Consider the following 24,995-nt stretch of genomic DNA (forward strand, 5'->3'; position numbering starts at 1 on the left):
AAATCTGACCAGCACCATTACAACCAACATCGGCATAGCCCCAAGGTCGGCATAGGACATCTAATGCCGACGTCGGCATTAGATGTCGCCGACGAACTTCACTCCGGGACGGTCGGCGGTGAAGTCGCGTTTGACGAGGTCGGGCATGTTCGCGGCCGCCTCGGCATCAGCTTCGGTCGTGATGCGAAAGGGCCGTGGTCGGCAGGCGACGAGGCCGATCTGGCGCATGAGTTGCCGCACCAGCTCGGGCGAGCACCCAGTCTGTTCCGCGGCGAGATCGGCGTGGATTCGGCGGTACCCGTAGGTCCCATCGGACTCCTCGAAGAAGTGTTGTATCCGGGCGATCAGGGCTTCTCGGCGGGCAGAGGTCGCGGACTGCGGCCGGACCGACCAGTGGTAGAAACCGGACGTGGAGACGGCCAGCCAGAGGCACATTTTCACCACCGAATCCCGGTTGGTGAGCTCAGATTTTTGGGAGTCGATGTACTCGTACTTGCTCACTACCGCTGCTCCCGCGCGAAGTAAGCGCTGGCTTTTTTCAAGAATGCGGTTTCCGCTCGCAGCTCTTGAACTTCCCGCTCGAGTTCCTTCAAACGGGCCCGTTCCGACACGGTCAAGTCGGCTTCGGTACCGCCGTTGGCCTCGCGGTATTTGTTGAGCCAGTTCCGGAGAGTCTCGGGGCCGACGCCGTATGCGGTGGCGACGTCCTTGATCGGCTTCGAGGTTTTGATCACCTCGCGGCACAGCTCGTCCTTGAACTCCTGGGTAAATTTTCTCCGCGCTGCGGTCATGCTGAACTCTACTTTCAGTGATCCCTCATTTTAAGAGGGCCCACTGTCCGAGATATCCGCGGCAGGTCATACGGACCTGCTACGTCCCGGTGATTGACTCGCTGGTTGTCATCAGTCGCTCGTCCACATGGAGTCGATAAGGCCGGCATAAGACGATTTAGTGGGATCGGTATCGAATTTGGCTCCTGGATATTCCAAGATAATCCAGTCGGATTGATGGCCGTTCTCCCCAAGGGTTTCCCCGAATTTCTTCGCTTCGTTCGGCGACTCAAAACGGTAAATCGAAATTTCTTCTGACCGTACCGCCGCTATGCAGGCGTCGTTTGTGGCACACGCGTCGGCGGTAATGTCGCGTGGATTCGTCACGGGGAGATCAGTCTGCGCTGTGAAAGCAGCCACCACATCATCGACCCCCATAGTCGACCGAGGCTCAAGCACCGCCTTACACCCGCTAATGGACAAGGCAATCGCAACAACGGTTAAGACTCGAGCTGCTGCGGCTATCCTCATGACTGCATGGTCCCACACCGCTCGGCCGTAGGCTCATCCGCTCCGTGCGTAGTCCAAGACCGGCCTTGATCCATTTCCACAGCGGAACCCCCTGCGCGACGGATCCGCGGCCACTCGGGCCGATTGCCGAGCGCCCAGATTCTGGGTCAGTGGGGGGACCGTAGCTGGTCGCCCGGCTGGAGCGCCGTGCCGGCTGCGCACCCGAACTCTCCGGGCTGAAGCAGAATCTTGGGCACCTGCAACACCTGCACGCCGTCAACGTCTCGTTTCACGAGCAGGCAGTCGTCCCCATCGCCCATCGCGAAGCCGATGTCGCCGTCGCCGTCGACTACCGTCACCTCGGGATCGAACGCGACCTCACGCTCACCGGTCGGCTGCGGCATCCGCTTGACGATCTCGGCGACTATGTCGTCAGCGGATGCCGCGGACGGCGCGTTTGTCAGCACCTCGACGACGAGAGCCTCCGCTCCGTCGGGAACAACGTCAACCAAGCGGGTATCGACCGGAGGGGGGATGCGCTTTGCGTCCGGCGGGCAAGCGATGTCGTGGGCGACCGCTGTGTCGTCGCTCCATTCGCCGGGCTCCTCGGTCGCGACGCCCCAGAAATCAAACTGCGACTCAAAGCAAGCGACGTGCGGCCCTTCGTTCGGGGTGGGCTGCATCGTCGCACGAAACTGCAGCGCTCCAACTGGTTCGCCGTGGATCGCGCCGGGATATGGTTCGTAGCCGATCAACTCGACTACGGTCGATTTCTCGGTGTCGGTGTCAGCCCAGCGGGCATAGTCATCGATCACGTCCGTCCCCTCACGGTAGAGACCCCGAGAGACGTCAGCGACTGCGTTGCGCGCCGACACTTGTGACACCGCGTCCAACGCCGGGACTGCTCCCGCGCAACCAGTGAGCGTGCCGCACACCGCGAGGGACAACCATGCGACGGGGCTCGGATGGTGTCGGTTCGAAACGGAATGGCGCACGTTGTTGATCAAACCACAAGTCGTTGAATCTGCGCCGCGTTGCGGCTGGAACCGATCGCGGTGACTTGCCGACGTCGGCCGTCCCCATTACGGAAGCGCGTCTGCGCCCGGTACCGCCTGCTGCCAAATGCGGTTGTCCAAATCGAGCCGAACGTGTTGATCGGCAGTCGTGGTCGTCCAGCCATGTTCACTCCTTTACTGCGCACGACCCGCATGAGCTCACGCACCTGAGCATGCCGCCTAAGTATCGACCGACTCGCCCGTCGTGCGTCCACGTCAGTACCGAACTCGCGGAGGCGCTTGGTCCCCACAACCGAGGACGATCGAGGTCGCTCGCGGCCACTCGAAATGGATCGAGCACCTTTCGCGTAAACGCCCACAATAAGCAGCTTTTCAGAATAAACGTTGGATAAACGTTGACCGCATCAAATCTCGCCGCACTGCTGACGAAGAAAATAGCCTGATCAGGTGTCTATCCCACAATAAGTGCTGAGACTCGAATCCAGGACCTAAGCCGGATCTTGCGATTTTGACCCCTGAGCAGGCGAACTGAAAGCCTGATCAGATGCTGATTTGACGAGACTCTCGCGATTTGAACCCGGGACCGATGTTCCTATAGTCGAATTACAATGACTTTTGCAAAATGCAATCCCTGATCAAATCTAAATTACAGTAGGGCGGCCGGGACTTGAACCCGGGACCGACGGTTTGCGCCGGGGCCTTGGAGCCGAGACTTGGTACGAAGTCTAAGCTCGACTGAACTCGGCTTATCTCGATCTGATCAGGAGCTTCTTGCGTGAGATGCTGTCACCATTATCTCAACACCTCGGCCCGTCTCGGCGAGTCTTTGCGCAATAAACGGTGAATAAACATGTGTGCGTCAAGTCTCGCATTGTCTTGCCCGCGCACCGCCTCGAGACAAACGTCGTTTGGCAATTTTATCTTGGTCCTGAAGTGACGAGGACCACCGGCCCAGTGCCATCTCCGCCGCGAACGACTTCGCGACCATCGGCGCCGTGGGAGCCGCCACCGCACACGGCCTGCTCGTCGGTCGAGACCTGGCCATCGTGGGCTTCAACGACACCTCCCTCGCCACCCAACTGCCCTCCAGCCTGTCGTCCGAGCGATCTCCTGTGAGCGAAATCGGACGCACCGCCGTGCAGATGCTCCTTGCCGTGATTTACGGCGAAACCGCAGAGTCCGTGCGGCTCGTGCCTACGCTGTGCGTGCGCGAAAGCAGCGCCTTCCAGCAGGTGCAGCCGCTGTCCTCCGATGACGACCCGGGTGGCGGACCGTACCCTGCAGACCTAGTCGATTCTGAAGATCCGACCGGTCTGGGTGCCCTCGACGGACTTCGCGTAGGACTGCGCCACGATCGCCCCGGCCACGGGCACGAAACCCGGGAACGAAGAATGGTAACCGGTCGCCTCCAGCAACACCGTTGGGCTCACGGTATTCAAGCGTATGCCCCGTGGCAGCTCGGTGGCGGCCGAGATGACAAACGACTCCACGGCCCCGTTGGCCATCGCCGCGGCGGCACCGGTCAGGATCGGCTCCCGAGCCAGGATGCCGGTTGTCAGGGTGATCGACCCGCCGTCGCGCAGGTATGGCGTGCCGAGGCGCACCAGGTCCAGCTGACTCAAGACCTTGCCGGTGAACGCCGCGACGTAGTCGTCACGTCCCAGTTCACCGAGTGGCTTGAACGGGACGGAGCCAACGCAGGAGACGATCGCATCCACCTGTCCGATTGCAGTGAAGAAGCCTGCCATCGATTCCGGATCGGTCACGTCGAGCGGGGGCTCGGTGGAGCGGGACGCCGTCACGACCTCGTGTCGCCCCTGGAAGGCACCCACAACCGCGGATCCGACGTGACCGCTGGCCCCGATGACGATGATCTTCATAGTGATGTCCTGTTCCCGATAACCGGTCTCATCATTGATTCATGGTGCACTTTAGAAAGGCAGCCGTTTGCCGCGCAGGTCCATCGCGGCACGCACCCGGGTCTGCGCCAACTTGGTGGCAGCCTCGTGCGTGGTGAGGTCCTGGCGGGCGGCCTCGTCCAATACGGTCAGCGTGTTGGCCCTCAGCTTCGCCGACACGGTCGTGAAGATCTGCTCGGTCTGCGGCCGAAACGCTGAATAGCGGGCATCCATGGCGAACGCAGCGCTCACTACCCCGCCTGCATTCGCAATGAAGTCCGGCACCACCGTGACACCGGCTCGCCGCAACATTTGCTGTGCACCCGCATTCGTCGGAAGGTTCGCGCCCTCCACGAGCAGCGCGCCCCGCACCCGTGACACGTTGGACTCGGTCAGTACGTCCTGCAATGCCGCCGGCACCACGATGTCGGCATCGACGAAGAGTTCGGTGCCGGTCTCAATGGCCAGCTGCGGGAGGTGTGCCACGAGCGAATCCCCCACCTCCGCGCGCAATCGCAACAACACCGGAATGTCCAGCCCGGCTGGGTCGTGAATGGCGCCGTGGGCGGTACTGATGGCCACCACCGTGTAGCCGAGGGCGTGGAGTCGTTCGGCCGTGGCATGGCCGACCGCCCCGAAGCCTTGAATCGCGACGCGCCTGCCCACGAGCCCGAGACTCGCAGCCGCCTCGTCCACCACCTCGGCCACTCCGAACCCGGTCACCCCGAGCTGGTCGTACGGAATGCCGCCCAGGTCGAACGGCGTGCCCACCGCGGCTCCTCTATCCCCCAGCTCGTCGTTGATGATGGCCGCGTCGTTCTCGGTCAGCCCCATGTCCAGCCCGTAGACGTATTCCTGGGGCACCTCATTGCGGAGCGCCCGCACGAAGGCCCGCAGGATCTCCTCCTTATAGGGGGAATGCGGATCCGCGCGGATGCCGGCCTTCGCGCCGCCGAAGAACAGGTCGACAGCCGCCCATTTCCACGTCATCACCCGCGCCAGCCGTGAGATCTCCCCCACGCTCACCGTGGGCTGCATGCGCGTGCCGCCCTTTCCGATGCCGCGCGACGTGTTGTCGATCACCAACACCCCCTTCATGCCGGTCTTGGTGTCACTGACCACCACAACCTTCTCGGGACCCCATTCATCCATCGCGTCAAAGATTGTGGACACAGCAACTTCTCCTTCTTACCGGCGACGCCGATATACAGCTGAGCAATGAATTGCGGGGCCCCGACTTCGAGGCGGATGATGCCGGCATTGCAGGTGATACAGCGCCGCCTAGAGGAACTTCACGCCCTGGGCGAGCGGAAGCAAACCGGAGTAGTTGACGGTGTTCGTGGCTTGACGCATGTACGCCTTCCACGAATCGGAACCGGACTCGCGACCTCCACCGGTCTCCTTTTCCCCGCCGAATGCGCCGCCGATCTCCGCACCCGAGGTGCCGATGTTGACGTTGGCGATTCCGCAGTCCGACCCGCCCACGGAGAGGAAGTGCTCGGCCTCGATCAGGTCGTTGGTGAAGATGGCCGAGGACAGACCCTGCGGCACGCCGTTCTGCAGGGCGAGCGCCTCCTCCAAGGTTGTGTAGGTCATCACAAAGAGGATGGGAGCGAAGGTCTCGTGCTGAACGATGTCCGTTTGGCCGGGCATCCTCACGATCGCGGGTTCTACATAGTAGGCGCCCGGAAACTCGTCTTCCAGCACTCGGGTACCGCCGCAGAGAACCGTTCCGCCCTGCTGTGCGGCCGCCGCGAGCGCGGCCTGCATGGCGTTGAAGCTCCCCTCGTTGATGATCGGACCCACCAGCGTGTCCGCCGCCATCGGGCTGCCGATACGTAGGGTGCCATAGGCGGCAACAAGCTTCTCGGTGAGGGCTCCCACCACGGATTCGTGCACGATCAGGCGCCGCATCGACGTGCAGCGCTGGCCCGCCGTGCCCACGGCGGCGAACACGATGCCGCGCAGGGCCAGGTCGAGGTCGGCAGACGCCGTCACGATGGCGGCGTTGTTTCCGCCGAGCTCCAGCAGGGCGCGCCCGAACCGCTGCGCCACGCGGGGGCCCACCTCACGGCCCATGCGCACGGAGCCGGTCGCCGAGATGAGGGCCACGCGGGGGTCGTCGACGAGCTGCTCGCCGCCGGCCCGGTCGGCGATCAGCAGCTTGTGCACGTTCGTGGGCGCGCCCACATCGGCCACCGCGCGAGCCAACAGGGTGTGCGCGGCGAGGGCGCTGAGGGTCGTCATCTCGGAGGGCTTCCACACCACGGTGTCACCGCAGATCAGGGCCAGGGCCGTGTTCCAGGAATACACGGCAACCGGAAAGTTGAATGCCGAGATGACGCCCACCACGCCGAGCGGATGCCACGTCTCCATCAGACGGTGCCCCGGACGCTCCGACGGCATCGTCTTGCCGTAGAGCTGGCGGGACTGGCCGACCGCGAAGTCGCAGATGTCGATCATTTCCTGCACCTCGCCGAGGGCCTCCGAGGTGACTTTGCCGGCCTCGGCTGTCACGATGGTGGCGAGATCGGCCTTGTGCAGCTGCAGCAGTTCCGCCCACCGCTTCACCAGGTTGCCACGCACGGGTGCGGGCACATCGCGCCAGGCCAGGTAGGCCTCCTGCGCCTCGCCGATGGCCGCGCTGATGTCGGCCTCCGTCGCGAGGGGCAAGGTGACCAGCACCTCGCCGTTGAGGCAGGAGCGTGCTTCGTGCGATCCGCCGAGAGTGGCCAGATCGACCCCGCAGGCCTCGAGAGCCGCTTCGACGGCGGTGATGACGGCTGATCCGGGAAGTGTTGACTGTGGCATGTGCGGGTGTCCTTTACTGGTCGGTGCGGTGGAATGAAAGTGTGTGCGCGCGTTAGCGTTCGATGACGACGTGGAGCTCGGCCGCCAAACGGTCGATCGACGCCTGTTGCTGGCGTCCGTAGAGCGTGTTCGGGTCGAGCACGGTCGTGCCGACGATCTCGGACATCCGCTCGATATCGAAGTCGGTGCCGGTCTGGGCCTCGTCCTTCGTGCCTTGGTCGGTTAGATTGGACTGGAAGATGCCAGCCGCCGAGCGGGGCAGGAAGTCCTCGTACACGATCGGAAGCGGAACGGCGATCCCCGAATCGATCAGCTCTGCGAGGGTCACCGCGGCGGCGAGCGGATGCGCGAGCAGCGCCGCATCATCCATCTGGAAGGTGAAGAACGCGAGGCCCCGCCGGGCGAGCTCCAGCTCCGTGACCGGCAGGCCACGCCGCCAGACCTCGCGGGCGACCTCGACCCGGGTGGCGGTGCCCGGCGCGGCGGCCAGCAACTCGTCGACCTCGGCGACGAGACGGTCGTAGAGGTCGCGACCGGCCGGGGTGAGAGCCAGTCCCCGAGCCTCCACCTCTCCGAAGCGCACGCGCAGGTGCCCCTCGCGCACGCTGCCGTCCGACTGCCGGAAGCTGCGGGTCTCCGCCAGCGCCCGGAAAGACGTCTGCCGCAGCAGCACGTCGGGGCCCTCCCACGCGGGCGGGCCCTGAATCTCGCTGATCATCTCGATGCCGAGCGCCTGCATGCGCCGGTACAGGTCGTCGATGTCGAGCACTCGCGGCGTGAGGTGGTTGATGTGTGTGCTTGTGACGCCGCCGATGTCCGCGGCCACCGCCGAAATGGCCTCGAGGGTCTGGTACCACTCGTAGTCCACCGGTTCCGTCGACAACGAGAACGCCTGCGTGGCGAGGTCGAGCAAGCGCGCGGCATCCGCTGTCGGCAACCCGGCCTGCGCCGTGGCGGAGTCGGCCAGCTCCAGAAGCTGCGGGCTGAACAGCTCCCGGGCATCCAGGAAGTCGGCCAGTCGGTGCTGGAGCTCCGGGGTGAAAAAGCGCGGGTCCTGGGCCGCGAGCATTGAGGTGAACACCCGAAACGGATTGCGTGCGAGTTCTTCGGAATCCAGCGGACGGAAGGCGGTCGCGACCACGGGGACGGCGCTCGACGAGGCATCCCGGAGATCGTAGAACCCGACCGGATACATGCCGAACGCCGCGAAGATGCGTGTGACCTGCCGCATCTCCCGGGGCGAGCCCAGACGGATCGCCCCGTGCCGTTCGGCGGTGACGCGGGAGATGCTGCCGAGTCGCTCGGCGTCGGCGCCGTGCTCCTGCAGAAAATCACGGTTCACGTCGGCAGAGACGTCCACGAGCGTGTTATAGGCCGGCACTTCGTTGCCGTACAGCTCCGACAGCCGACGAGCAAACTCCGCTCGGAGTTCCCACGGTTCCAGGAAGGTCATGACACGGGTCCTTTCGGTGCAGATTCGGTTCGGGTCGGTCGGTTCGCGGCGTTCATTAGATGATGTGAACCTCGTGCAGTTGCTGCGCCAGGCTGAACCGGTCCGCGCTGAAGGCTGTCGGGTCCATGAATGATTCCTGGCCGAGGTAGAGATCCCGCATGAGTTCCCCCACGGCCGGCCCCTGCAGAAAGCCGTGGCCGGAGAAGCCGGTGGCGTAGAAGAATCCGGGCACCTCGTCGGAGGCACCGATGAGGGCGTTGTGGTCGGGAGTGTTCTCGTAGAGGCCGGCCCAGCCGAACTCGAGGTCGGGGTTCACCAGCTCGGGGGCGCACAGGCGAGCCGCGGCGTTGAATTCCGGCAACCATTCGTACGAGAAATCACGGTCAAAGCCCGGTTCCTGCTCGGTGTTGGAGATACCGAGGAGCAGCCCCTTGCGGTAGTTATGGAAGTACAGGGTGGTCGACAGGTCGAGGGTGAACGGCACCGTCGGCAGGGGCTCTGCGCGCTGGCGGGTCATGCCGATCTGGCGGCGAACGGGAGTCACCGGCAAGGACACGCCCACCATGTCGCCGATCGCACGCGACCAGGCCCCGGCGCAGCAGATGACGGCGCTGGTCACGATGACGCCGCGGTTCGTTTCCACGGCGTCGATGCGATCGCCCGTGCGCTCCACGTTGAGCACCTCGGTGTGGCTGAGCATGGTCACGCCGAGTCGGATCGCCGCCTCGGCGTACGCCTCGACTACCTTGGTCGGTTCGGCGAATCCGTCCCGGGGAGAGAACGACGCACCGAGCAGCGCGTCTTGGGCGATGAGCGGATTGTGCGCCCGGGCTTCGGCCGGGGAGATCATGCGACTGTTGCTACCGTGGTCGTTCTGAATCACCGTGCTGCGTTCACAGTCGGCGACTTCACCCGCGCTGCGGCAGAGGAACAGGTAACCCACCTGCTGGAGGCCGATGTCGGTTCCGAATCTCTCGGTGAATCCTTCGTAGGCCGTGAGGCTGCGCTTTCCGAGGATCACGTTGCCTGCATCGGAAAACGTTGCTCGCACTCCGCCGAGTGGCTTCGCCGAGGAGCCGGTGCCCAGATCGCTGCGCTCGATCAGAACAATGTTCGTCACGCCGGCCTCGGCGAGATGGAAGGCGATGCTCGTGCCCATGATGCCGCCTCCGATGATCACCACATCCGCCCGATCGGGCTGGGTGGTGCCGGTAGGGAGCCCGAGCGAAACAACCTGATTTACCATGTGCGCCCCTTGGTCTATGCGGTTCCCGACGCCGTACGCGTGGGGAGCGATTTCTTCTACTGTCGATAATATATAACACGCAACCAGAAAGATCTAGAGATGAGGTGAAATCCCGCTTTCCTTCCTGGGAGCTATGGCGACAAGGCCCGTTGAGGACTCAGAAAAGCCAGCTCCGGAGAGGGGGCTCCGCCTAGAATCTCGCGGGCGATAGTTTCTCCAACGCCGGGAGCGATCTTGAAGCCCCGCCCGGAAAAGCCCGTCGCCACATAAACTCCGGGCATTTCGTCGACCCATCCGACAAGCGGCGCGTCGTCAGGTGAATAAAGCTCCGGGTAGCTGTCTGCCCGCACTGGCGCAGGATGAAGTCCAGGCAGGAACCGTGAGACGGCGTCTATCGCAGCCATATTCTCAACATCGGACAGATCTCGTACGAGCTGGTCGGGATCCTCTATCCTCGTGTGGGGTGTCATGCCCGAGACTTTGACCGTGGCCCCGTCCACCGTCGGTGCGCCATAGATGTGCACTCCGCCCGACTCTCGAATGAAGATGGGAAACCGCTCAGGCAGGTAATCGGCCGCATCCCGGGCCAGGAACCAACTCAGTGATAGCCGGGCTGCGTAAACTCCTAATCGCACGCGCTCGGGCAAGAGGTCGGATGACCATGCCCCACCCGCAATCACCACCGAGGCGAAATGCCATCGCTCAGATTCAGATGAAATCTCGACGTGGTCCCTGTGGGACACCACCGATCGAATGCGGGTATGACTTTTCACGACAGCCCCGGCCTGTTTGGCCAGTTCGACGGCAGTCAGCACGGCCTGGTCTGTTCGAATTGCGCCGGCGTGCGGATCGAAGATTCCGAAATCATTCGGGAGGAGCTGATGCTGCGGATACCGGGCCCCGAGCTCGTCGTGTTCGAGAACAGAATGCTCGGCTGCCGTCTCGCGGATACTTACGCCCAGCGCAGACATGTAGCTCCCGCCGCGTGCACCGATGGACAGCCCGCCGCAGGGAATAAAGGCGGTCCCTCCAGAGTCGTTGAGTTCGAGAAACAGTCTCTCCGACTCGGCGAGGAGGCCTGAATATTTCGCGCCCTCCTGATAAGCCCGGCGAAAAAGCCGAGTATCACCTCCGACGGCCGTTCGGTCGGACGCCGAGTGGGCGGCCTCAAAACCGACCACATCACGCGAGCGCAGGGCCGTGCGCCACAAGGCCATGCTGCCGACGGACCCCACTCCGATGACAGCAACCTGTCCATCGAGCTGCATCAGAGCACCATGCTCAAAAAGTCCTTCGTACGCCGGTGTTGAGGATCCGCAATCATCTCTCGGGGATTGCCGGATTCCACGACCTGACCCTTATCCATGAATGTCAGGGAATCAGCAACCTCCCGTGCGAATCCAATCTCGTGGGTGACGACGACCATGGTCATCCCCTCCTGTGCAAGGTCTTGCATAACGGTCAGCACTTCATTCACAAGTTCCGGGTCGAGAGCGGAGGTCGGTTCATCAAAGAGCAAGACCTTGGGCTCCATGGCCAAGGCACGTGCGATGGCGATTCGCTGCTGTTGGCCTCCCGACAGCTGGGCAGGATAGTGGTTAGCGTGATCGCTGAGACCAACACGGTCCAATAGTCTGCGGGCCCGCTCCTCCACAACGGCTCGTGGTTCATTCTTGACCGCCATCGGTGCCTTCATAATGTTCATAAGAGCCGTCATGTGCGGAAAGAGGTTGAACTCTTGAAAGACCATGCCGACTTTTGCGCGCTGACGTGCCAATGCACCCGGCGAGAGTTCGACATAGCCGTTCTTCGTGGCTCGCCAGCCAATCATCTCGTCGTCAATCCAAACTTCGCCCGAGGTAAGTTTTTCCAGGGCGTTCAAACAACGCAGCAGGGTGGATTTGCCGGAACCACTTGCACCGACGATGCAAGAAACTTCCCCTGATCGGACGGAGAAATCGATTCCCTTCAGCACCACGTGGTCTCCGAAGCGCTTGACGATCTTCGTGGCGTTGATGAGCGGTGTCGATGCGACCGTCTGATTCATGAAGCAGTCCTCGTCTGTAGTGACGGTCCGTCCGTCGGCTGTGGAAGAAGGCCCGTGTCGACGGACTCGGATTCCGGAATCAATCCGCGTCGACTGGACGACCGGTCTGATTTCTTGAACTTTCGCTCGACCAGGAATTGAATCCCGGATAGCAGCGTCGTCATTACCAAATACCAGATGCAGGCGACCACGAGAAGCGGGATCGTTTCGTAATTGCGGGAGTAAATGATCTGAGCGCTATGCAGAAGTTCGGAAACAGCGAGAACACTGACCAACGAAGTGTTCTTGAGCATGCCGAGGGTTTGGTTCCCGGTCGGAGGAATGATGATCCTGAGCGCTTGGGGCAGCACAACGACCATCATCAATTTGAGGGGCTTCATGCCCAGTGCCTGTGCAGCCTCGGTTTGTCCTTTTCCCACTCCAAGCAATCCTCCGCGGATGACCTCGGCCATGTACGCTCCCTCGTTCAGAGAAAGCCCGAGCACTGCGGCAAAGAACGGCGTAATGAGAGCGTTCGGATCGATGCTGAAGAGCTCAGGGCCAAACGGCACACTCACCGACAGGTCGGGGAACAAGGCTGACAGGTTGAACCAAAAGATCAACTGGATGAGGAGCGGAGTCCCACGAAAAAACCACACGAACGCCGCCGCCACGGCACGCACCGGCATGGCATTGCTCTGCCCCATCGCGGCAAGAACAATACCGATTCCGATTCCGATCACCATGCAGACGACAGTGAGCTGCAGCGTCACCAGAATCCCCTTGAGAATGACGGGCGCCGTCAGGTAAAGCGCCACGACATCCCACCCGAAGTTGGGATTCCGCATCACCGATTGAAGCATGCCGATGGCACAAATTGTGATGAGGACGCCGAAAATGATACTTGCCTTACTCCGGTACGGATACCGTCGCAGGGACTCAGGCTTGGGCGTTGCAAGTGAGATCGACATGTATCACCCTCATTGGCTGGAAAAACAGGGAATTTTCGAAGTACACCCGGCCCTGATTACTCGACATGAAGCGTTGCTTCTGAGATCGCGGCTGTATCGATTCCCCACTTGCTCAAAGCCTCCGTGTACTCGGGAAGAGTCAGCACGTGCTGCATGGCTGACTGCACAGCGGCAGTCAGCTCGCTGTTCTTCTTCGTAGCCAGAGAAACCGTGCTTGGATTAATTTCGGCGATCACCTCGAATCGATCGGGCTGCTGCACGGTCGCGTAGCTGAGCACCGGACCATCGGCAATGACGCCGACCACTCGTCCCGCGGTGAGCTGGATAAGCGCATCCTGCTGACTCGGGAGAATCACCATGTTGATTGCGGGCTTGCCCAGATCTTCGCAGGCAGCCTTGGAGAGCGTCGGGATGGTCGTCGACTCCTGGTAGGACCCCATTTGCACTGCGATGTTCTGACCGCAGAGATTGTCCAGAGTAAGTTCATCGGGATTGCCAGACGCGGCGGCAAGCGCACTCCCCCAGCTCGCGTAGTCGATCATGTCGAGCACGCTGATGCGCTCCGGCGACGTCGCCATACTGGAGACGGCCAGTTGATATCGTTCTCCCTCGAGTGCGGGAATGATTCCGTCGAACTGCACGTCGTTGATTTCGACGTCGAGACCAAGAGTCTTGCCGATCAAGCGCGAGATATCTGCGTTCAGGCCGACGATCGTCGAGTTGTCCTCGGCATAGAACTTCGTCGGTGCCGACGAAACGTTCATGACAACGGTCAGCTTGCCGCCGTCGATGACACTCGCCGGGAGGAGATCAACTGCTGCTGCGAATTCCGCTACATCGCCGAACTCCGCGAAATCGGCTCGTTCACTCGTGCCTGCTCCACTCGCGACAGGAGCTGACGCGGGCGGAGTGCTTGCGCACCCCACGAGAACAAGTGCGAGTGCGGCAACCGTGCACGCAAGGGCGGGACGGCCTATTTTGCGTCTCGAAGCGGAAAAAAGTACATGGATCATGACAAACCCTCCAGTGTCAATCACGGACAGCCCCGGCGAGGCAACCGCACATCAGAAACGACGCAATCGAGTTCGATGGTGGTGCGTTATATATAATCGATTGTTAATTACGACTGTGGAGGGTGTTCAGGAAAGTGTCAAGTCTCTACACACAGTTGTTACACAGCAGACACATTGAGTACGCAATCCGGAAGAAGCGAAACTGCCTCAGGCAGTCCAGATTCTGGCCCTAGGAAATGAGACCAATTCCCCAGCCCAGGACGTCGGCCCAGATCGCGCGGGCCGCGGCGACATCGCCCTCGCCAATGCCCGATTCCCCAGCCCCGTGCACGGCGCACGCCTGTTGGATCAGCAGCAGAGCGGTATGCGTGAGGTGCGCGCGCATCGCCTCCTGCGCCGGCAGCGTCTGACCAGCCTCGATCGCGGCCACAATGGGCTCGTGCTCCCGCTCGATGTCGGCCAGCGAGCGGGTCTGACCCGCCGTGTACGGGCCGAGTATCCGGATCGTTTCGCGCAGCTCCGCCACAATACGCCGCGCCCGGTCATTGCCCGCTGCGGCGAGGATTCCGTCGTGCATCAGGAAGTCGTGGCGAAAGAACTCTTCCTCGTCGCCACGCGTCGCAGCCCCGTGCGACTCTGAAATGGCCAACCGCAGGCGGGCGCCGAGCTCCGGGTTCGCCACCCGGGACACCCGCTCGACCGCGGCGACTTCGAGCGCCAGCCGCACGGCGAAGATCTCGGCGATCTCCCGGGGGTGGGGCCGCACCACGACGAAGCCGCGATTGCGCACAATGCGCACGATGCCGGTCTCGGCCATGCGCAGAAGCGCCTCACGCACCGGACTGCGCGACACCTCCAGCTGCTCGGCGACCTGGGCAATCGAGTAGATCGTGCCGGGATCGAGGGCTCCGGTGTGGATCGCCGACCGCAGCAGCTGGAAGACCTGGCTAGCGAGGGATTCCGGCGGCGTCCGCGGAGCGAAGACCGGCGGGGCGTCGTCGACTGTCACGGCTTCGAGTAGTCGAGGTGTTCGGTCATCAGCCTTTCGGCACGAAGGCGATCGCTGGCAAGAATGGCTTCCAGTATCGACCCGTGTTCGGCCGCACTGTGCTGAAGCCTGCCGTGCTCCAACAGCCGGTAGGTGTCATTAATGCGGCTTTGGTCTCGCAGATTCTCGATGATGGCCAGCAACCGACTGTTGTGCAGCATCTCGATGAGGCTGAGGTGGAAGTGCTGGTCGGATTCGAGGAACTCGAGCATGTTGTGCGGATCGGCCTTGGTGACCGTCGCCTGCGCTAAATCGCGCAGCCGCCTGGCATCCGGCTCCGCAAACGACAACTCCGCAAGACGGCCAATCGACCGCACCTCAATGAGCAGCCGGAGGTCATAGACCTCGAGCTGATCCTGCACCGTCATCTCGACAACGCGAAACCCGCGATTGGGCACGACCTCCAGCAGACCTTTGGCGCTCAGAGCCATCATCGCCTCACGCACCGGGCTGTTCGACACACCGAGCTGAACCGCGAGCGAATTGGCGGAGTAGATCTTGCCGGGCTCCATTTCACCCGCCATCAGCGCACGGCGCACGATCGAGATGGCCTCGTCCTTGAGTGTTCCCCGAACGAGCTTGACACCGGACAAGCCCCCGACGAGGGGCGATGATTCGCGCATGAGTCTCCTTGGGACTGGTCAATCAGGATAAGTCACGTCACCGGCATCGGGCGTGAAGTCCGAGCACCTGTCGTGTTTCGGGCCGGATAATTCTTGCGGCTCTTCTTGACAAATACATTACGAGCAGTGCAGATTAGTGATCTACAAGCAGTTGTATATAACACATTATATCCCGGCATCGTCCTCAACCAGTGTTTTCTAGGAGACCTCTCGTGAAGCTGAACAAAGTATTCGCATCTGCAGCCTCAGTCGCATTCCTCGCCGCAGCCCTGGCGGGGTGCTCATCAGATTCCGGTCAGGGAGCAGGCGCAGATGGATGCACTCCGGAGTCCGTGTTCTCCACCCTGACGGAGGGAACCCTCACCGTGTCGGTTCCCGAGTTCCCCCCGTTCTCCTCGGCGAGCGACGGTGTGATGAGCGGTGTGGACGCCGAGATTCTCAACAGCTTCGCAGAACGCAACTGCCTTACTGTCACCACGCAGAGCACCTCCTACGCCGGCACCATCCCCGCCGTGCAGAGCGACCGCGCCGACGTGGCCATCGGTTGTTACTACCGCACGGCCGCCCGCGAAGAGATCGTGGGCCTGTCCGATCCCATTTACACCGACCAGATGGCGTCCATCAGCGCCGATGGCGTTGTGGATGTCAGCGCTATGGAAGCCCTCAAGGTCGGCACCGTCGACGGCTACCTCTGGGTGCCTAACATGAAGACAGTCATGGGTGACAACCTCACGATCTACCCGAGCGCGGTCGAGATGAAGGCCGACTATGAGGCCGGTCGAATTCAGGTGGGTCTCGACGGATACGGCTCCGCAGCCCTCATGTACGACGGTGCAGCCGACGCAACCGTCCAAGCGGTCGCCGCTGACAGCCGCGTCATCGCGTCGCAGGAACCAGCGCAGATCGGCTTCCCGCACACCAAGAGCAATACCGAGCTGACGGATGCCCTCAACACGGCCATCGGCGCCATGCAGACCGATGGTTCCATCGAAAGCATCCTCGTGGCCAACGGGCTTCCGGCAACCTCCGGCGAAACCGGTGAACCGCGCCTCGTGCAGTAGTCGAACCGGCTCCCGTCAACCCGCGCATTCTTCCCCAGCGAAAGGCCGGCCACTCCATGAGTGCCACCAGTACCCTCCCCACGATCAGCGCAGGGCCTCTGTTCGTCGATGGACCGACCATTGATGAATCAATGTCCACCACCCAGGCCGTCAACACGCTCGAAGCGGTCCTGCTTTCCGGCTTCGACCCCGAGCAGGATTCACCGCGATCGCGCGTGGACACCACCTCGGGGCTGCTGATGCAGATGCCGTCCACCCTGGGCGATTACGTGGGAAGCAAACTCCTCACGATCACGCCGGGCAACGCCGACGTGGGAAGCCCCGTCATCCAGGGGCTCTATGTGCTCTTCGGCGGCGGCGACCAGCGCCCGCTGGCCGTCATGGACGGCACGACCCTGACCGGAATGCGCACCGCGGCGGTATCGGCTTTCGGAGCCCTGCAGCTCGCCATCCCCGGACCGAAACGCCTCGTCGTCTTCGGCACGGGGATGCAAGCCTGGGAACATATCCGCGCCTTCACCGCCGTTTTCGAAGTCACCTCCGTGGAGATCATCGGGCGGTCGGGGGAACGCGCGGAAGCGCTGGCCGAGCGAGCCCGATCGCAGGGCATCGAGGCCTGCACGGCCGGCTTCGATGCCGTTCGTCACGCCGACCTGATCGTGTGCAGCACCAGTGCTGCCGAACCGCTCTTCGACGGCGGGCTGGTGGCCGACTCGGCCGTGGTCGTGGCCATGGGATCGCACGTTCCGGGGGAACGAGAACTCGATGACGCCCTGATGAAGCGCGCCACGGTCTGCGTCGAATCCCTCGACAGTGCCCTGCGCGAAGCCGGCGACGTCGTGATGGCCCTCGCCTCCGGAGCCATCGCGACACCGACGGAATTGGTCACCGTGGCGGACCTCGTGCAAGGTCGCGTCACCATCGATCACAGCCGACCAGCCGTGTTCAAGACCACGGGCATGCCGTGGGAAGACCTCGCGATCGCCACGGCCATCTACACCGCCCTCACGACGGATGCCCCGGCCACCTTGAGCCCGCAGGTTTCCGCATGACCCTGCAGCCGGTCACTGTGACGAAGCCAGTCGTCGAGGTGCGCCACCTGGCCAAGGCCTACAGTGACACCGTCGTGCTTCGCGATGTCTGCCTGTCCATCCCAGCCGGAACCGTGACAGCGATGATCGGCCCCAGCGGCGCCGGCAAGAGCACCCTGCTGCGCTGCCTCAACCTTCTCGAACAGCCCGACAGCGGCGAAATAGTGATCGACGGACACCGTCTTACGGCCGGGGAGCGGGTGAACCCCAAGGATCTCGCCGCGCTCCGACGCAGCGCCGGCATGGTGTTCCAGCATTTCAACCTGTTTCCCCATCTCACCGTGCTGCGCAACGTCAGCCTGCCCCAGGAGCGCGTGCTGAAGAAGAGCCGGGCCGAGGCCAACGCTAAATCCATGGAGCTCCTCACCCGTATGGGCCTGGCCGACAAGGCCGACCAGTACCCCTCGCGGTGTTCAGGCGGACAGCAGCAACGCATCGCTATCGCCCGGGCGCTGGCGCTCGACCCGCGGGTGATGCTTTTCGATGAGCCCACGTCGTCGCTCGACCCCGAGGTGGGCGTGGAGGTGCTCGAGGTCATGAAGGAACTCGCCGCCGAAGGGATGACCATGATCGTCGTTACGCACGAAATGGCCTTTGCGGCCAACGTGGCCGACGAACTGGTCGTGATGGCCGACGGCGGCATCATCGAGAGCGGCCCCCCGCGACAGATTCTGCAGGACCCGCAGCACGAACGCACCCGTCGGTTCCTGCGGGCCGTTCTGGACCGGTGAATCATGGACATGTTGCTGGCCATTCTGATCGGCCTGCCGATGACCATCCTCGTGACGGTGCTCGCCCTCCTGATCGGTTCCGTTCTAGCCTTGCCGCTCGTAGCCGGGCTCCGAAGCCACAACCGATTCGTGTGGCTGCTCTGCCGTGGCCTCGTCGACCTCCTGCGGGGCATACCGCCGGTGGTCTGGCTCTTCATCCTGTACTACGGAATCTCCGTCGGAGTCATTCGACTGACCTCCCTGCAGGCCGGAGTGCTGGGCCTGGGCCTGGTGGCCGCGGCTTACCTCGCGGAGATCTATCGCGGCGCCCTCACCGCCGTGCATGCCGGACAGTGGGAGGCCAGCTCGGCGCTGGGTCTTGACCGCGCCACCATCTGGGCGCGCATCATCGCTCCGCAGGCCTGGCGGGCAGCGATTCCCGCGTACACGACCTTCGCCATCGGCCTCCTCAAGGACTCCTCGATCGCGTCCACCATCGGCGTGGCCGAAATCGTGTTCATGTCCAATCACTACGCCCGGCAATCCGGCGGCAGCATCACGGTGTATTTCGTCGCCGCCGCCGTGTACATCGTGCTGAGCGTTCCGTTGGGAATGCTGTCACGCAAGATTGACATCCGCATGAGAAAAACGGTGACGCGATGAATACGTTCTTCGAAGATTTCGCCACCTTCGCTCCCGCTTTGGTGGGCGGCCTCCGCATCAGCCTTTTGCTCACCGGAGCCAGCCTCTTGTTCGGGCTGCCGATCGGCCTGATCTTCGCCTTCGGGGTCACGGCGAAGAACAAGATCTTGCGCTTCGTGTCGGTCTTCTTCGTGGAAGTGGGCCGCGGTGCCCCCGCCCTAGTGCTGCTTCAGCTGATGTACTACGGCCTGCCGAATGCGAACATCACCCTGAGCTCCCTCGCTTCGGCATGCCTCGCGCTCACCTGGACCACCGCGGCCTACTCCGGGGAACTCATCCGCGGCGGTCTGCAGGCCGTGCCTGAAGGCGAAATAGAAGGGTCGGAGGCGCTCGGCATGAGCCGCGCGGACACGATGCGTTTCGTTATCATCCCGCAAGGAATGCGCATCGCACTACCGTCCCTGATGGGCTTCGCCGTTCTGCTGTTCCAGACGACGTCGCTGGCGTACTCCGTGGCGGTACCCGAGTTGATGAGCCAGGCCTATTCCACCGGTTCCTCCACCTTCAAGTACCTCACGGTCTTCATCGCCGCGGGCCTGCTCTACGCGGCCATCTCGATCCCGGCCACCTGGTTGTCCGTGTGGCTGGAAAAATCCATGAGCAAGCACCTCTAGACAGGACGCACGCATGACCACCTCTGCACCAGAGTCCATCCTCGTCGTCGGCGCCGGCATCATCGGCCTGTCACTCGCGTGGCATCTGCAGGAGCAGGGCGCCCGGGTGACCGTGCTCGATCGGGGAATCGTCGGGCAGGGGGCGAGCTGGGGAAACGCGGGCTGGGTCTCCCCGGGCCTCGTCACCCCGCTCGCCGAGCCCGGTGCCTGGCGCCACGCGCTCAAGGGCCTGGTCGACCGCGACGCACCCCTATCCATCCCCGCACGGCTGGACCCGAAGCTTCTCCGGTTTCTGTTGAGATTCAGCCACAACATGACGGCCGCGCGGTGGCTGAAGACGCTGACTGCCCTGCAGCCCCTCACCCACCTCGCGGAACAGGGCTTTGCGGAGCTGATCGCCGCGGGTGTGCATGCCACGCTGACGCCGGCCCCGATCAACCTCGGATTCACCAGTGCGTCGGCGGCGCAGGCCTACACGACCGAGCTGGCACACCTCCGGCACCTCGGCCAGGACCTGTCTTTCACAACGACCAGCGACCCGAACGACACAGCGCTCTTCGCCCCCGCCATCATGCACGCCGTGCGCGTCGACGGCCAGAGCTACATCGACCCGGGCGCATTCGTGCTGGCCCTCGCTCAGTCCGTTCGGGACCGCGGCGGACAGATCGTCGAGAACTGTGCCGTGACAGACGTTCAGGACGATGCGGTTTCCGCATCGGTGCTGACGGCTGCCGGAGAAACCATGAGAGCGGATGCCGTTGCTCTCGCCACGGGCGCGTGGTTGCCCCGCCTGTCGCGCCGCCTCGGCGTCAAGGTGGGTGTGCAGTCGGGGCGGGGGTATTCGTTCACCGTGGACACGGCCCGCCAACCGACCGGGGCACTCTATTTTCCGACCCAGCGCGTGGTGGGCACGCCCTACCGGGGCGCGCTGCGCATCGCCGGCACAATGGAGTTTCAACACCCCGACACTCCCCTCAACTCCCGGCGGGCGAACTCGGTGCGCAATGCGGTGCATCCGCTCATGACCGGTGTCGACTGGTCCAGCATGCGGGACGTGTGGGTGGGCGCACGACCGGTGACACCGGACGGGCTTCCCTTGATCGGTCGCACCCATTCCAGCCGCGTTTTCGCATCCGGGGGGCACGGCATGTGGGGCGTCGTGCTCGGACCGGTGAGCGGGCGTCTGCTCGCGCAGCAGATCATGACGGGAAGCGCACCCGACGAGCTCACGCACTTCGATCCCACGAGGCGATAATGTCCTCCCCGATGCCTCACGAGAGACCCACTATTCATGCCCGTTGACGTAGCCCTCCCCCGCTCACTCGCTTCCGCCCTGCACACCGAAGGCGTGCAGGACCTGCGCGCGGATGCCACCACCCGCGCCGCGTATTCGAGTGACGCCTCCCTCTACCGCGTGGTGCCGTCACTAGTGGTCTTCCCGCACGACGCAGACGAGGTTCTCGCGACGCTCGCGGTGTGCCGCAGCCGAGGGATCGCACTGACCAGCCGCGGCGCCGGCACATCCGTGGCCGGCAACGCGATCGGCACCGGGGTGATCCTGGACTTCAGCCGCCACATGAACCGGGTGCTCAGCCTCGACGTCGAGGGCAAGACCGCCGTCGTGCAGCCAGGAACCGTGCACGCCACCCTGCAGAAGGCTGCCATGGCGAACGGCCTTCGCTTCGGCCCCGATCCGTCGACCCACACCCGCTGCACCATCGGCGGAATGATCGGCAACAACGCCTGCGGGTCGCGCACTCTCGCCTACGGGCGCACGGCCGACAATGTGACCCACCTGGACGTCGTCACGGGCGGCGGCCAGCGACTGCTTCTCGGCGCCGGCGCTCCCCCGGAAACCCCGCTGACCGAGGCGCTCCGGGCCCTCGTGCGCTCGGAGCTCGCGACGATTCGCACCGAGCTCGGAAGTTTCGGCCGCCAGATGTCAGGGTACGCCCTCGAACATCTGCTGCCGGAGAACGATTTCGACCTCCGGCGCGCCCTCGTGGGCAGCGAAGGCACCCTCGCGGTGGTGCTGGAGGCAGGGGTGAGCCTCGTCGTCGACGCCCCACACAAGCTCTTGGTCGTGCTCGGGTTCGCCGATATCGGCTCGGCCGGTGACGCAGTCATGCAGATTCTTCCGCTCACCCCCACGGCCTGCGAGGGACTCGATTCCCGGATCGTCGACGTGGTTCGCGCCCGCCGGGGGCCCGCCGCGGTGCCGGACCTGCCCGCCGGCAACGCGTGGCTGTTCGTGGAGGTGTCCGGAAGCGACGCCGCCGAGGTCGCGAGCCGGGCCGAGAAACTCAGCCGTCTGGCATCCGCGGGTCGCACCCGGATCGTGACGGACGCCCGTGAGGCGAGCGCGCTCTGGAAGATCCGTGAAGACGGCGCCGGCCTCTCCGGGCGATCGCCCGCCGGCGCACCGGCGCACTCCGGGTGGGAAGACGCGGCTGTGCCGCCCGACCGCCTCGGGGATTATCTGCGAGCCTTCGACCTGCTGCTAATCACGCACGGGCTGACCGGTTTCCCCTATGGCCACTTCGGCGACGGATGCGTGCACGTGCGTCTCGACATTCCCTTCGTTCGGGCCGACGGTACCGCGGTGTTCCGCGCCTTCGTGACCGAGGCCGCGAGGCTCGTGGCGTCTTTCGGGGGGTCGCTCTCGGGCGAGCACGGCGACGGCCGGGCGCGCAGCGAACTGCTGCCGGCTATGTATTCCCCCGACGCCATCACCCTGTTCGGCAAGGTCAAGGGACTGCTGGACCCGGACAACATCCTCAACCCCGGCATCGTGGTTGAACCTCGACCGCTGGACGCCGACATCCGCGTGGCCCAGGCTTCCCCCCTGAAATCAGGACTGGCACTGAGCTACGCCCACGACGGCGGGGATTTCAGCCAGGCCGTGCACCGCTGCACCGGTGTGGGCCTCTGCCGCGCGGAGAACACCGGGAACAGCGTGATGTGCCCGTCGTACTTGGCTACCCGGGACGAAAAGGACTCAACCCGTGGCCGCGCCCGGGTGCTGCAGGAGATGATCAATCAGGGCGGCACGAACTGGCGATCACCCGAGGTGCACGACGCGCTCGACCTGTGCCTGTCGTGCAAGGGCTGCGCCTCGGACTGCCCCACCGGCGTGGACATGGCCGCGTACAAGGCCGAGGTGCTGCACCAGAGCTTCAAGAGACGCCTACGGCCGCTCACCCACTACTCGCTTGGCTGGCTGCCGCGATGGGCCCGGCTCGCCGCAGTGGCACCCCGGCTACTGAACCGCCTGGTGACGTTGCCGGGCATCGACCGTCTCGCCCTGCGACTGGCCGGGGTGGACCACCGCCGCAGCATTCCCCGCTTCACCGAGCAGACCTTCCATAATTGGTTCGCCGCCCGATCGACGAGGCCGCCACGCCCCGGTACATCACCGGTGCTGCTGTGGGTCGACTCCTTCACGAACTCGTTCAACCCCGAGGTGGGGAAATCTGCCGTGAGGGTGCTCGAATCGGCGGGATTCGACGTGCGTGTTCCCCAACAGCCGCTCTGCTGCGGCTTGACGTGGATTTCCACCGGGCAGCTCGACGGTGCCCGCCGGATTCTGGGAAAGACCGTGGACACCCTGACCGAGACGGCGGCGGCAGGCATCCCGATCGTCGGCCTCGAGCCCTCCTGCACGGGAGTATTGCGTTCGGACGCCCTCGAACTTCTCGGCGAAGCGCGAGCCCGCCCGGTCGCGCGCGCCGTGCATACGCTGGCCGAGCTCCTGGCCACCCAGCCGAATTACACCCCGCCCTCCCTGGCGGGAACGACCGTTGTCGCGCAGCCGCACTGCCACCACCACGCGGTAATGGGGTGGAGCCCCGATGCGGCCCTGCTGAAGGCGGCCGGCGCCGACGTGCAACAGCTGGGCGGATGTTGCGGCCTCGCCGGAAACTTCGGCGTGGAACGCGGGCACTACGACATCTCTGTCGCCGTTGCTGAGCAGCAGCTGCTGCCAGCCGTGAGGGCTGCAGCTGCCGATGCGATCGTGCTGGCTGACGGCTTCTCCTGCCGAACCCAGCTCGAAGATCTGAGCGACCGCCACGGCGTTCATCTCGCCCAGCTGCTCGACACGCGTCTGGACGCCAAACGGGACTAGACGATATGAATACGGCCTGACCTCTTGAGGCTGGGGCCTCTGTTCGAGTAGGCGTGGGTTACCAGCCCCTCAAGGTTGGCCTATCCACAGTCGAAATTGGGAGGCCCCAGTTGATTTTACATCGTAGTTTTGTTGGCCTGGATGTGTGCACTCGCACGCCCCAGGGCTGCCTTATCGATGCTGACACCGGCGAGGTTCTGCATCGAAATTGTCGGCCAGCACGCCCGACATTGTCGCGTGGGTGGCGTCGCTACCGGGCCCGCATTTGGTGACGTATGAGCCTGGCCCGACCGGGTTCAGTCTCTACCGACATCTCATGTCCGCCGGAATCGAGTGCCAAGTTGCGGCACCGTCAAAGCTGCAACGCCCCGCCGGTGACCGGGTGAAGACCGATGCCAGAGACGCGGAATACCTCGCCAAACTGCTGCGGTTAGGCCAGATTGTGGTGGTGACGGTTCCATCGGCACAGGCCGAGACTGTCCGCGATGTGGTCCGCGCCGGAGAGGACACCCGCCAAGTATTTATGAGCAACCGACACCAGCTGTCAAAACTATTGCTGTGCCACGGGCATGTCTATGACTGCGGAGAAGCCTGGACAGGTAAACACGACCGGTGGCTGCGGGACCACCAAACTTCTGGGGACACGGCGTTCACCCCTTGATTTGATGCCGACTACGCGGCCGTCACCCAGACCGTCGAACGCAGGGACCGGCTCGACAACGTCATTGAAGACCTGGCCGCTCACTCCGACTTCACCCCGATGGTCAACAGACTCGGCTGCCTGCGCGGGGTGTCCGCGCTGACCAGGTTGGCGTTGGCGGTGGAGATTGGCGATTGGCGATTGGCATCGTTTCACCGGAAAAACCATCGGATCGTTCGTCGGTCTGGTGCCGTCCGGATACTCATCCGGGCAATCCCGCGTTCAAGGCGGCATCACTAAAACGGGCAACAGTCACGTCCGTCGTCTTCTGGTCGAGGCCGCCTGGCAGCACCGGTGATGCAGCAACGCTGGGACCGCGCCCCGATGGACGCACGGCTGCGCGGACAAGCCGGCAACACACGCCCTCATGACCAGTGGATCGCGTTCACCGCCCGCCGGAAACGCCCCGTCGTGGCCAATACCGCCATCACCCGCGAACTCGCCGGCTGGTGCTGGTCCCTGGCCGTGATGGACGACTAACCCAGACCGCTGGTTGTCCGGCGTGAGATGTCGGCGAACACGTGGAGTGACCCGCTATACAGCTATGAGCAGCACTCGCAACACGGTGCTACGCCCGATTTCTAGACCTGCGGCACCGCTCCAACT

Annotated in this window: 23 protein-coding genes and 2 pseudogenes; 11 read left to right on the plus strand and 14 right to left on the minus strand. The window is 63.6% G+C overall.

Annotated elements, in window-relative coordinates:
* Positions 1–81: 81 nt before the first annotated feature.
* The 3 genes and pseudogenes from CXY70_RS01530 to CXY70_RS01540 all read right to left on the minus strand — a co-directional run.
* Positions 82–791: pseudogene (locus CXY70_RS01530) on the minus strand (IS3 family transposase); the annotation flags it as partial.
* Positions 792–902: 111 nt separating this feature from the next.
* Positions 903–1,208, minus strand: a complete 306-nt coding sequence (locus CXY70_RS01535; RefSeq protein ID WP_104190644.1) for a hypothetical protein — start codon at positions 1,206–1,208, stop codon at positions 903–905.
* Positions 1,209–1,447: 239 nt separating this feature from the next.
* Positions 1,448–2,095 carry a hypothetical protein gene (locus CXY70_RS01540; protein ID WP_146066024.1) on the minus strand — a complete coding sequence of 216 codons (648 nt, stop codon included), beginning with the start codon at positions 2,093–2,095 and terminating at the stop codon, positions 1,448–1,450.
* Between the two features lie 1,160 nt (positions 2,096–3,255).
* Here CXY70_RS01540 and CXY70_RS18130 point away from each other — a divergent pair.
* Positions 3,256–3,504, plus strand: a pseudogene (locus CXY70_RS18130) (substrate-binding domain-containing protein); the annotation flags it as partial.
* Between the two features lie 78 nt (positions 3,505–3,582).
* Here the strand turns inward: CXY70_RS18130 and CXY70_RS01550 are convergent.
* From CXY70_RS01550 to CXY70_RS01600, 11 genes are all read right to left on the minus strand, one after another.
* Complete coding sequence (locus CXY70_RS01550) at positions 3,583–4,176, minus strand: short chain dehydrogenase (RefSeq protein WP_104190646.1); 594 nt, start codon at positions 4,174–4,176, stop codon at positions 3,583–3,585.
* Between the two features lie 51 nt (positions 4,177–4,227).
* Positions 4,228–5,367 (minus strand): Glu/Leu/Phe/Val dehydrogenase, encoded by a 1,140-nt coding sequence (locus tag CXY70_RS01555; RefSeq protein WP_233205672.1) that lies wholly within the window; start codon positions 5,365–5,367, stop codon positions 4,228–4,230.
* Positions 5,368–5,475: 108 nt separating this feature from the next.
* Complete coding sequence (locus CXY70_RS01560) at positions 5,476–7,005, minus strand: aldehyde dehydrogenase family protein (RefSeq protein WP_104190647.1); 1,530 nt, start codon at positions 7,003–7,005, stop codon at positions 5,476–5,478.
* Positions 7,006–7,057: 52 nt separating this feature from the next.
* Positions 7,058–8,458 carry a VOC family protein gene (locus CXY70_RS01565; RefSeq protein ID WP_104190648.1) on the minus strand — a complete coding sequence of 467 codons (1,401 nt, stop codon included), beginning with the start codon at positions 8,456–8,458 and terminating at the stop codon, positions 7,058–7,060.
* A gap of 55 nt (positions 8,459–8,513) precedes the next feature.
* Positions 8,514–9,704 (minus strand): FAD-binding oxidoreductase, encoded by a 1,191-nt coding sequence (locus CXY70_RS01570; protein WP_104190649.1) that lies wholly within the window; start codon positions 9,702–9,704, stop codon positions 8,514–8,516.
* Positions 9,705–9,835: 131 nt separating this feature from the next.
* A complete protein-coding gene (locus CXY70_RS01575; RefSeq protein ID WP_104190650.1) occupies positions 9,836–10,972 on the minus strand; it encodes an FAD-dependent oxidoreductase in 1,137 nt (378 codons plus the stop codon).
* Complete coding sequence (locus CXY70_RS01580) at positions 10,972–11,751, minus strand: amino acid ABC transporter ATP-binding protein (protein ID WP_104190651.1); 780 nt, start codon at positions 11,749–11,751, stop codon at positions 10,972–10,974. Before CXY70_RS01580 ends, CXY70_RS01575 begins: the two co-directional genes overlap by 1 nt.
* The gene (locus CXY70_RS01585; RefSeq protein WP_199183336.1) at positions 11,748–12,701 is read right to left on the minus strand and encodes an amino acid ABC transporter permease; all 954 of its coding nucleotides are present in this window, start codon (positions 12,699–12,701) and stop codon (positions 11,748–11,750) included. Before CXY70_RS01585 ends, CXY70_RS01580 begins: the two co-directional genes overlap by 4 nt.
* A gap of 56 nt (positions 12,702–12,757) precedes the next feature.
* Positions 12,758–13,714 carry a transporter substrate-binding domain-containing protein gene (locus CXY70_RS01590; protein ID WP_104190652.1) on the minus strand — a complete coding sequence of 319 codons (957 nt, stop codon included), beginning with the start codon at positions 13,712–13,714 and terminating at the stop codon, positions 12,758–12,760.
* 229 nt (positions 13,715–13,943) lie between these two features.
* The gene (locus CXY70_RS01595) at positions 13,944–14,723 is read right to left on the minus strand and encodes a GntR family transcriptional regulator (RefSeq protein ID WP_104190653.1); all 780 of its coding nucleotides are present in this window, start codon (positions 14,721–14,723) and stop codon (positions 13,944–13,946) included.
* A complete protein-coding gene (locus CXY70_RS01600; RefSeq protein ID WP_233205673.1) occupies positions 14,720–15,385 on the minus strand; it encodes a GntR family transcriptional regulator in 666 nt (221 codons plus the stop codon). The genes CXY70_RS01595 and CXY70_RS01600 overlap by 4 nt, the downstream gene beginning before the upstream one ends.
* Before the next feature lie 212 nt (positions 15,386–15,597).
* Between CXY70_RS01600 and CXY70_RS01605 the strand changes: the two genes are divergently transcribed.
* The 10 genes from CXY70_RS01605 (at position 15,598) to CXY70_RS18145 (ending at position 24,869) form a co-directional block, all read left to right on the plus strand.
* On the plus strand, positions 15,598–16,446 hold the full coding sequence (locus CXY70_RS01605) for an ABC transporter substrate-binding protein (RefSeq protein WP_158250878.1): 849 nt from the start codon (positions 15,598–15,600) through the stop codon (positions 16,444–16,446).
* A gap of 56 nt (positions 16,447–16,502) precedes the next feature.
* A complete protein-coding gene (locus CXY70_RS01610; protein WP_104190655.1) occupies positions 16,503–17,498 on the plus strand; it encodes an ornithine cyclodeaminase family protein in 996 nt (331 codons plus the stop codon).
* A complete protein-coding gene (locus CXY70_RS01615; RefSeq protein ID WP_104190656.1) occupies positions 17,495–18,268 on the plus strand; it encodes an amino acid ABC transporter ATP-binding protein in 774 nt (257 codons plus the stop codon). The genes CXY70_RS01610 and CXY70_RS01615 overlap by 4 nt, the downstream gene beginning before the upstream one ends.
* A 9-nt stretch (positions 18,269–18,277) precedes the next feature.
* Positions 18,278–18,910 carry an amino acid ABC transporter permease gene (locus CXY70_RS01620; RefSeq protein ID WP_233205674.1) on the plus strand — a complete coding sequence of 211 codons (633 nt, stop codon included), beginning with the start codon at positions 18,278–18,280 and terminating at the stop codon, positions 18,908–18,910.
* Positions 18,907–19,563, plus strand: coding sequence for an amino acid ABC transporter permease (locus CXY70_RS01625; RefSeq protein WP_104190658.1), 657 nt, complete (start codon positions 18,907–18,909; stop codon positions 19,561–19,563). Before CXY70_RS01620 ends, CXY70_RS01625 begins: the two co-directional genes overlap by 4 nt.
* Before the next feature lie 13 nt (positions 19,564–19,576).
* Positions 19,577–20,818 (plus strand): FAD-binding oxidoreductase, encoded by a 1,242-nt coding sequence (locus CXY70_RS01630; RefSeq protein WP_104190659.1) that lies wholly within the window; start codon positions 19,577–19,579, stop codon positions 20,816–20,818.
* A gap of 36 nt (positions 20,819–20,854) precedes the next feature.
* Positions 20,855–23,689 carry an FAD-binding and (Fe-S)-binding domain-containing protein gene (locus tag CXY70_RS01635; protein WP_104190660.1) on the plus strand — a complete coding sequence of 945 codons (2,835 nt, stop codon included), beginning with the start codon at positions 20,855–20,857 and terminating at the stop codon, positions 23,687–23,689.
* Positions 23,690–24,005: 316 nt separating this feature from the next.
* Positions 24,006–24,350: a transposase gene (locus tag CXY70_RS18135; protein ID WP_233205675.1), complete on the plus strand. Its 345-nt coding sequence runs from the start codon at positions 24,006–24,008 to the stop codon at positions 24,348–24,350.
* A gap of 226 nt (positions 24,351–24,576) precedes the next feature.
* Entirely contained in the window at positions 24,577–24,687 is a 111-nt protein-coding gene (locus CXY70_RS18140; RefSeq protein ID WP_233205681.1) for an IS110 family transposase, read from the plus strand.
* Complete coding sequence (locus CXY70_RS18145) at positions 24,684–24,869, plus strand: transposase (protein ID WP_369851387.1); 186 nt, start codon at positions 24,684–24,686, stop codon at positions 24,867–24,869. The genes CXY70_RS18140 and CXY70_RS18145 overlap by 4 nt, the downstream gene beginning before the upstream one ends.
* Positions 24,870–24,995 lie beyond the last annotated feature (126 nt).

It is taken from the genome of Cryobacterium sp. Y82, assembly GCF_002929495.1.
In the GTDB taxonomy this organism is placed as follows: Bacteria; Actinomycetota; Actinomycetes; order Actinomycetales; family Microbacteriaceae; genus Cryobacterium; species Cryobacterium serini.

Coding starts and splice junctions, on each gene's coding strand:
- CXY70_RS01625 (WP_104190658.1), top strand. CDS start 18,907: ATGAATACGTTCTTCGAAGATTTCGCCACCTTCGCTCCCGCTTTGGTG.
- CXY70_RS01570 (WP_104190649.1), bottom strand. CDS start 9,704: ATGGTAAATCAGGTTGTTTCGCTCGGGCTCCCTACCGGCACCACCCAG.
- CXY70_RS01575 (WP_104190650.1), bottom strand. CDS start 10,972: ATGCAGCTCGATGGACAGGTTGCTGTCATCGGAGTGGGGTCCGTCGGC.
- CXY70_RS01600 (WP_233205673.1), bottom strand. CDS start 15,385: ATGCGCGAATCATCGCCCCTCGTCGGGGGCTTGTCCGGTGTCAAGCTC.
- CXY70_RS18135 (WP_233205675.1), top strand. CDS start 24,006: ATGTCCGCCGGAATCGAGTGCCAAGTTGCGGCACCGTCAAAGCTGCAA.
- CXY70_RS01615 (WP_104190656.1), top strand. CDS start 17,495: ATGACCCTGCAGCCGGTCACTGTGACGAAGCCAGTCGTCGAGGTGCGC.
- CXY70_RS01620 (WP_233205674.1), top strand. CDS start 18,278: ATGTTGCTGGCCATTCTGATCGGCCTGCCGATGACCATCCTCGTGACG.
- CXY70_RS01635 (WP_104190660.1), top strand. CDS start 20,855: ATGCCCGTTGACGTAGCCCTCCCCCGCTCACTCGCTTCCGCCCTGCAC.
- CXY70_RS01560 (WP_104190647.1), bottom strand. CDS start 7,005: ATGCCACAGTCAACACTTCCCGGATCAGCCGTCATCACCGCCGTCGAA.
- CXY70_RS01590 (WP_104190652.1), bottom strand. CDS start 13,714: ATGATCCATGTACTTTTTTCCGCTTCGAGACGCAAAATAGGCCGTCCC.
- CXY70_RS01580 (WP_104190651.1), bottom strand. CDS start 11,751: ATGAATCAGACGGTCGCATCGACACCGCTCATCAACGCCACGAAGATC.
- CXY70_RS01535 (WP_104190644.1), bottom strand. CDS start 1,208: ATGGGGGTCGATGATGTGGTGGCTGCTTTCACAGCGCAGACTGATCTC.
- CXY70_RS01550 (WP_104190646.1), bottom strand. CDS start 4,176: ATGAAGATCATCGTCATCGGGGCCAGCGGTCACGTCGGATCCGCGGTT.
- CXY70_RS01565 (WP_104190648.1), bottom strand. CDS start 8,458: ATGACCTTCCTGGAACCGTGGGAACTCCGAGCGGAGTTTGCTCGTCGG.
- CXY70_RS01585 (WP_199183336.1), bottom strand. CDS start 12,701: ATGTCGATCTCACTTGCAACGCCCAAGCCTGAGTCCCTGCGACGGTAT.
- CXY70_RS01610 (WP_104190655.1), top strand. CDS start 16,503: ATGAGTGCCACCAGTACCCTCCCCACGATCAGCGCAGGGCCTCTGTTC.
- CXY70_RS01630 (WP_104190659.1), top strand. CDS start 19,577: ATGACCACCTCTGCACCAGAGTCCATCCTCGTCGTCGGCGCCGGCATC.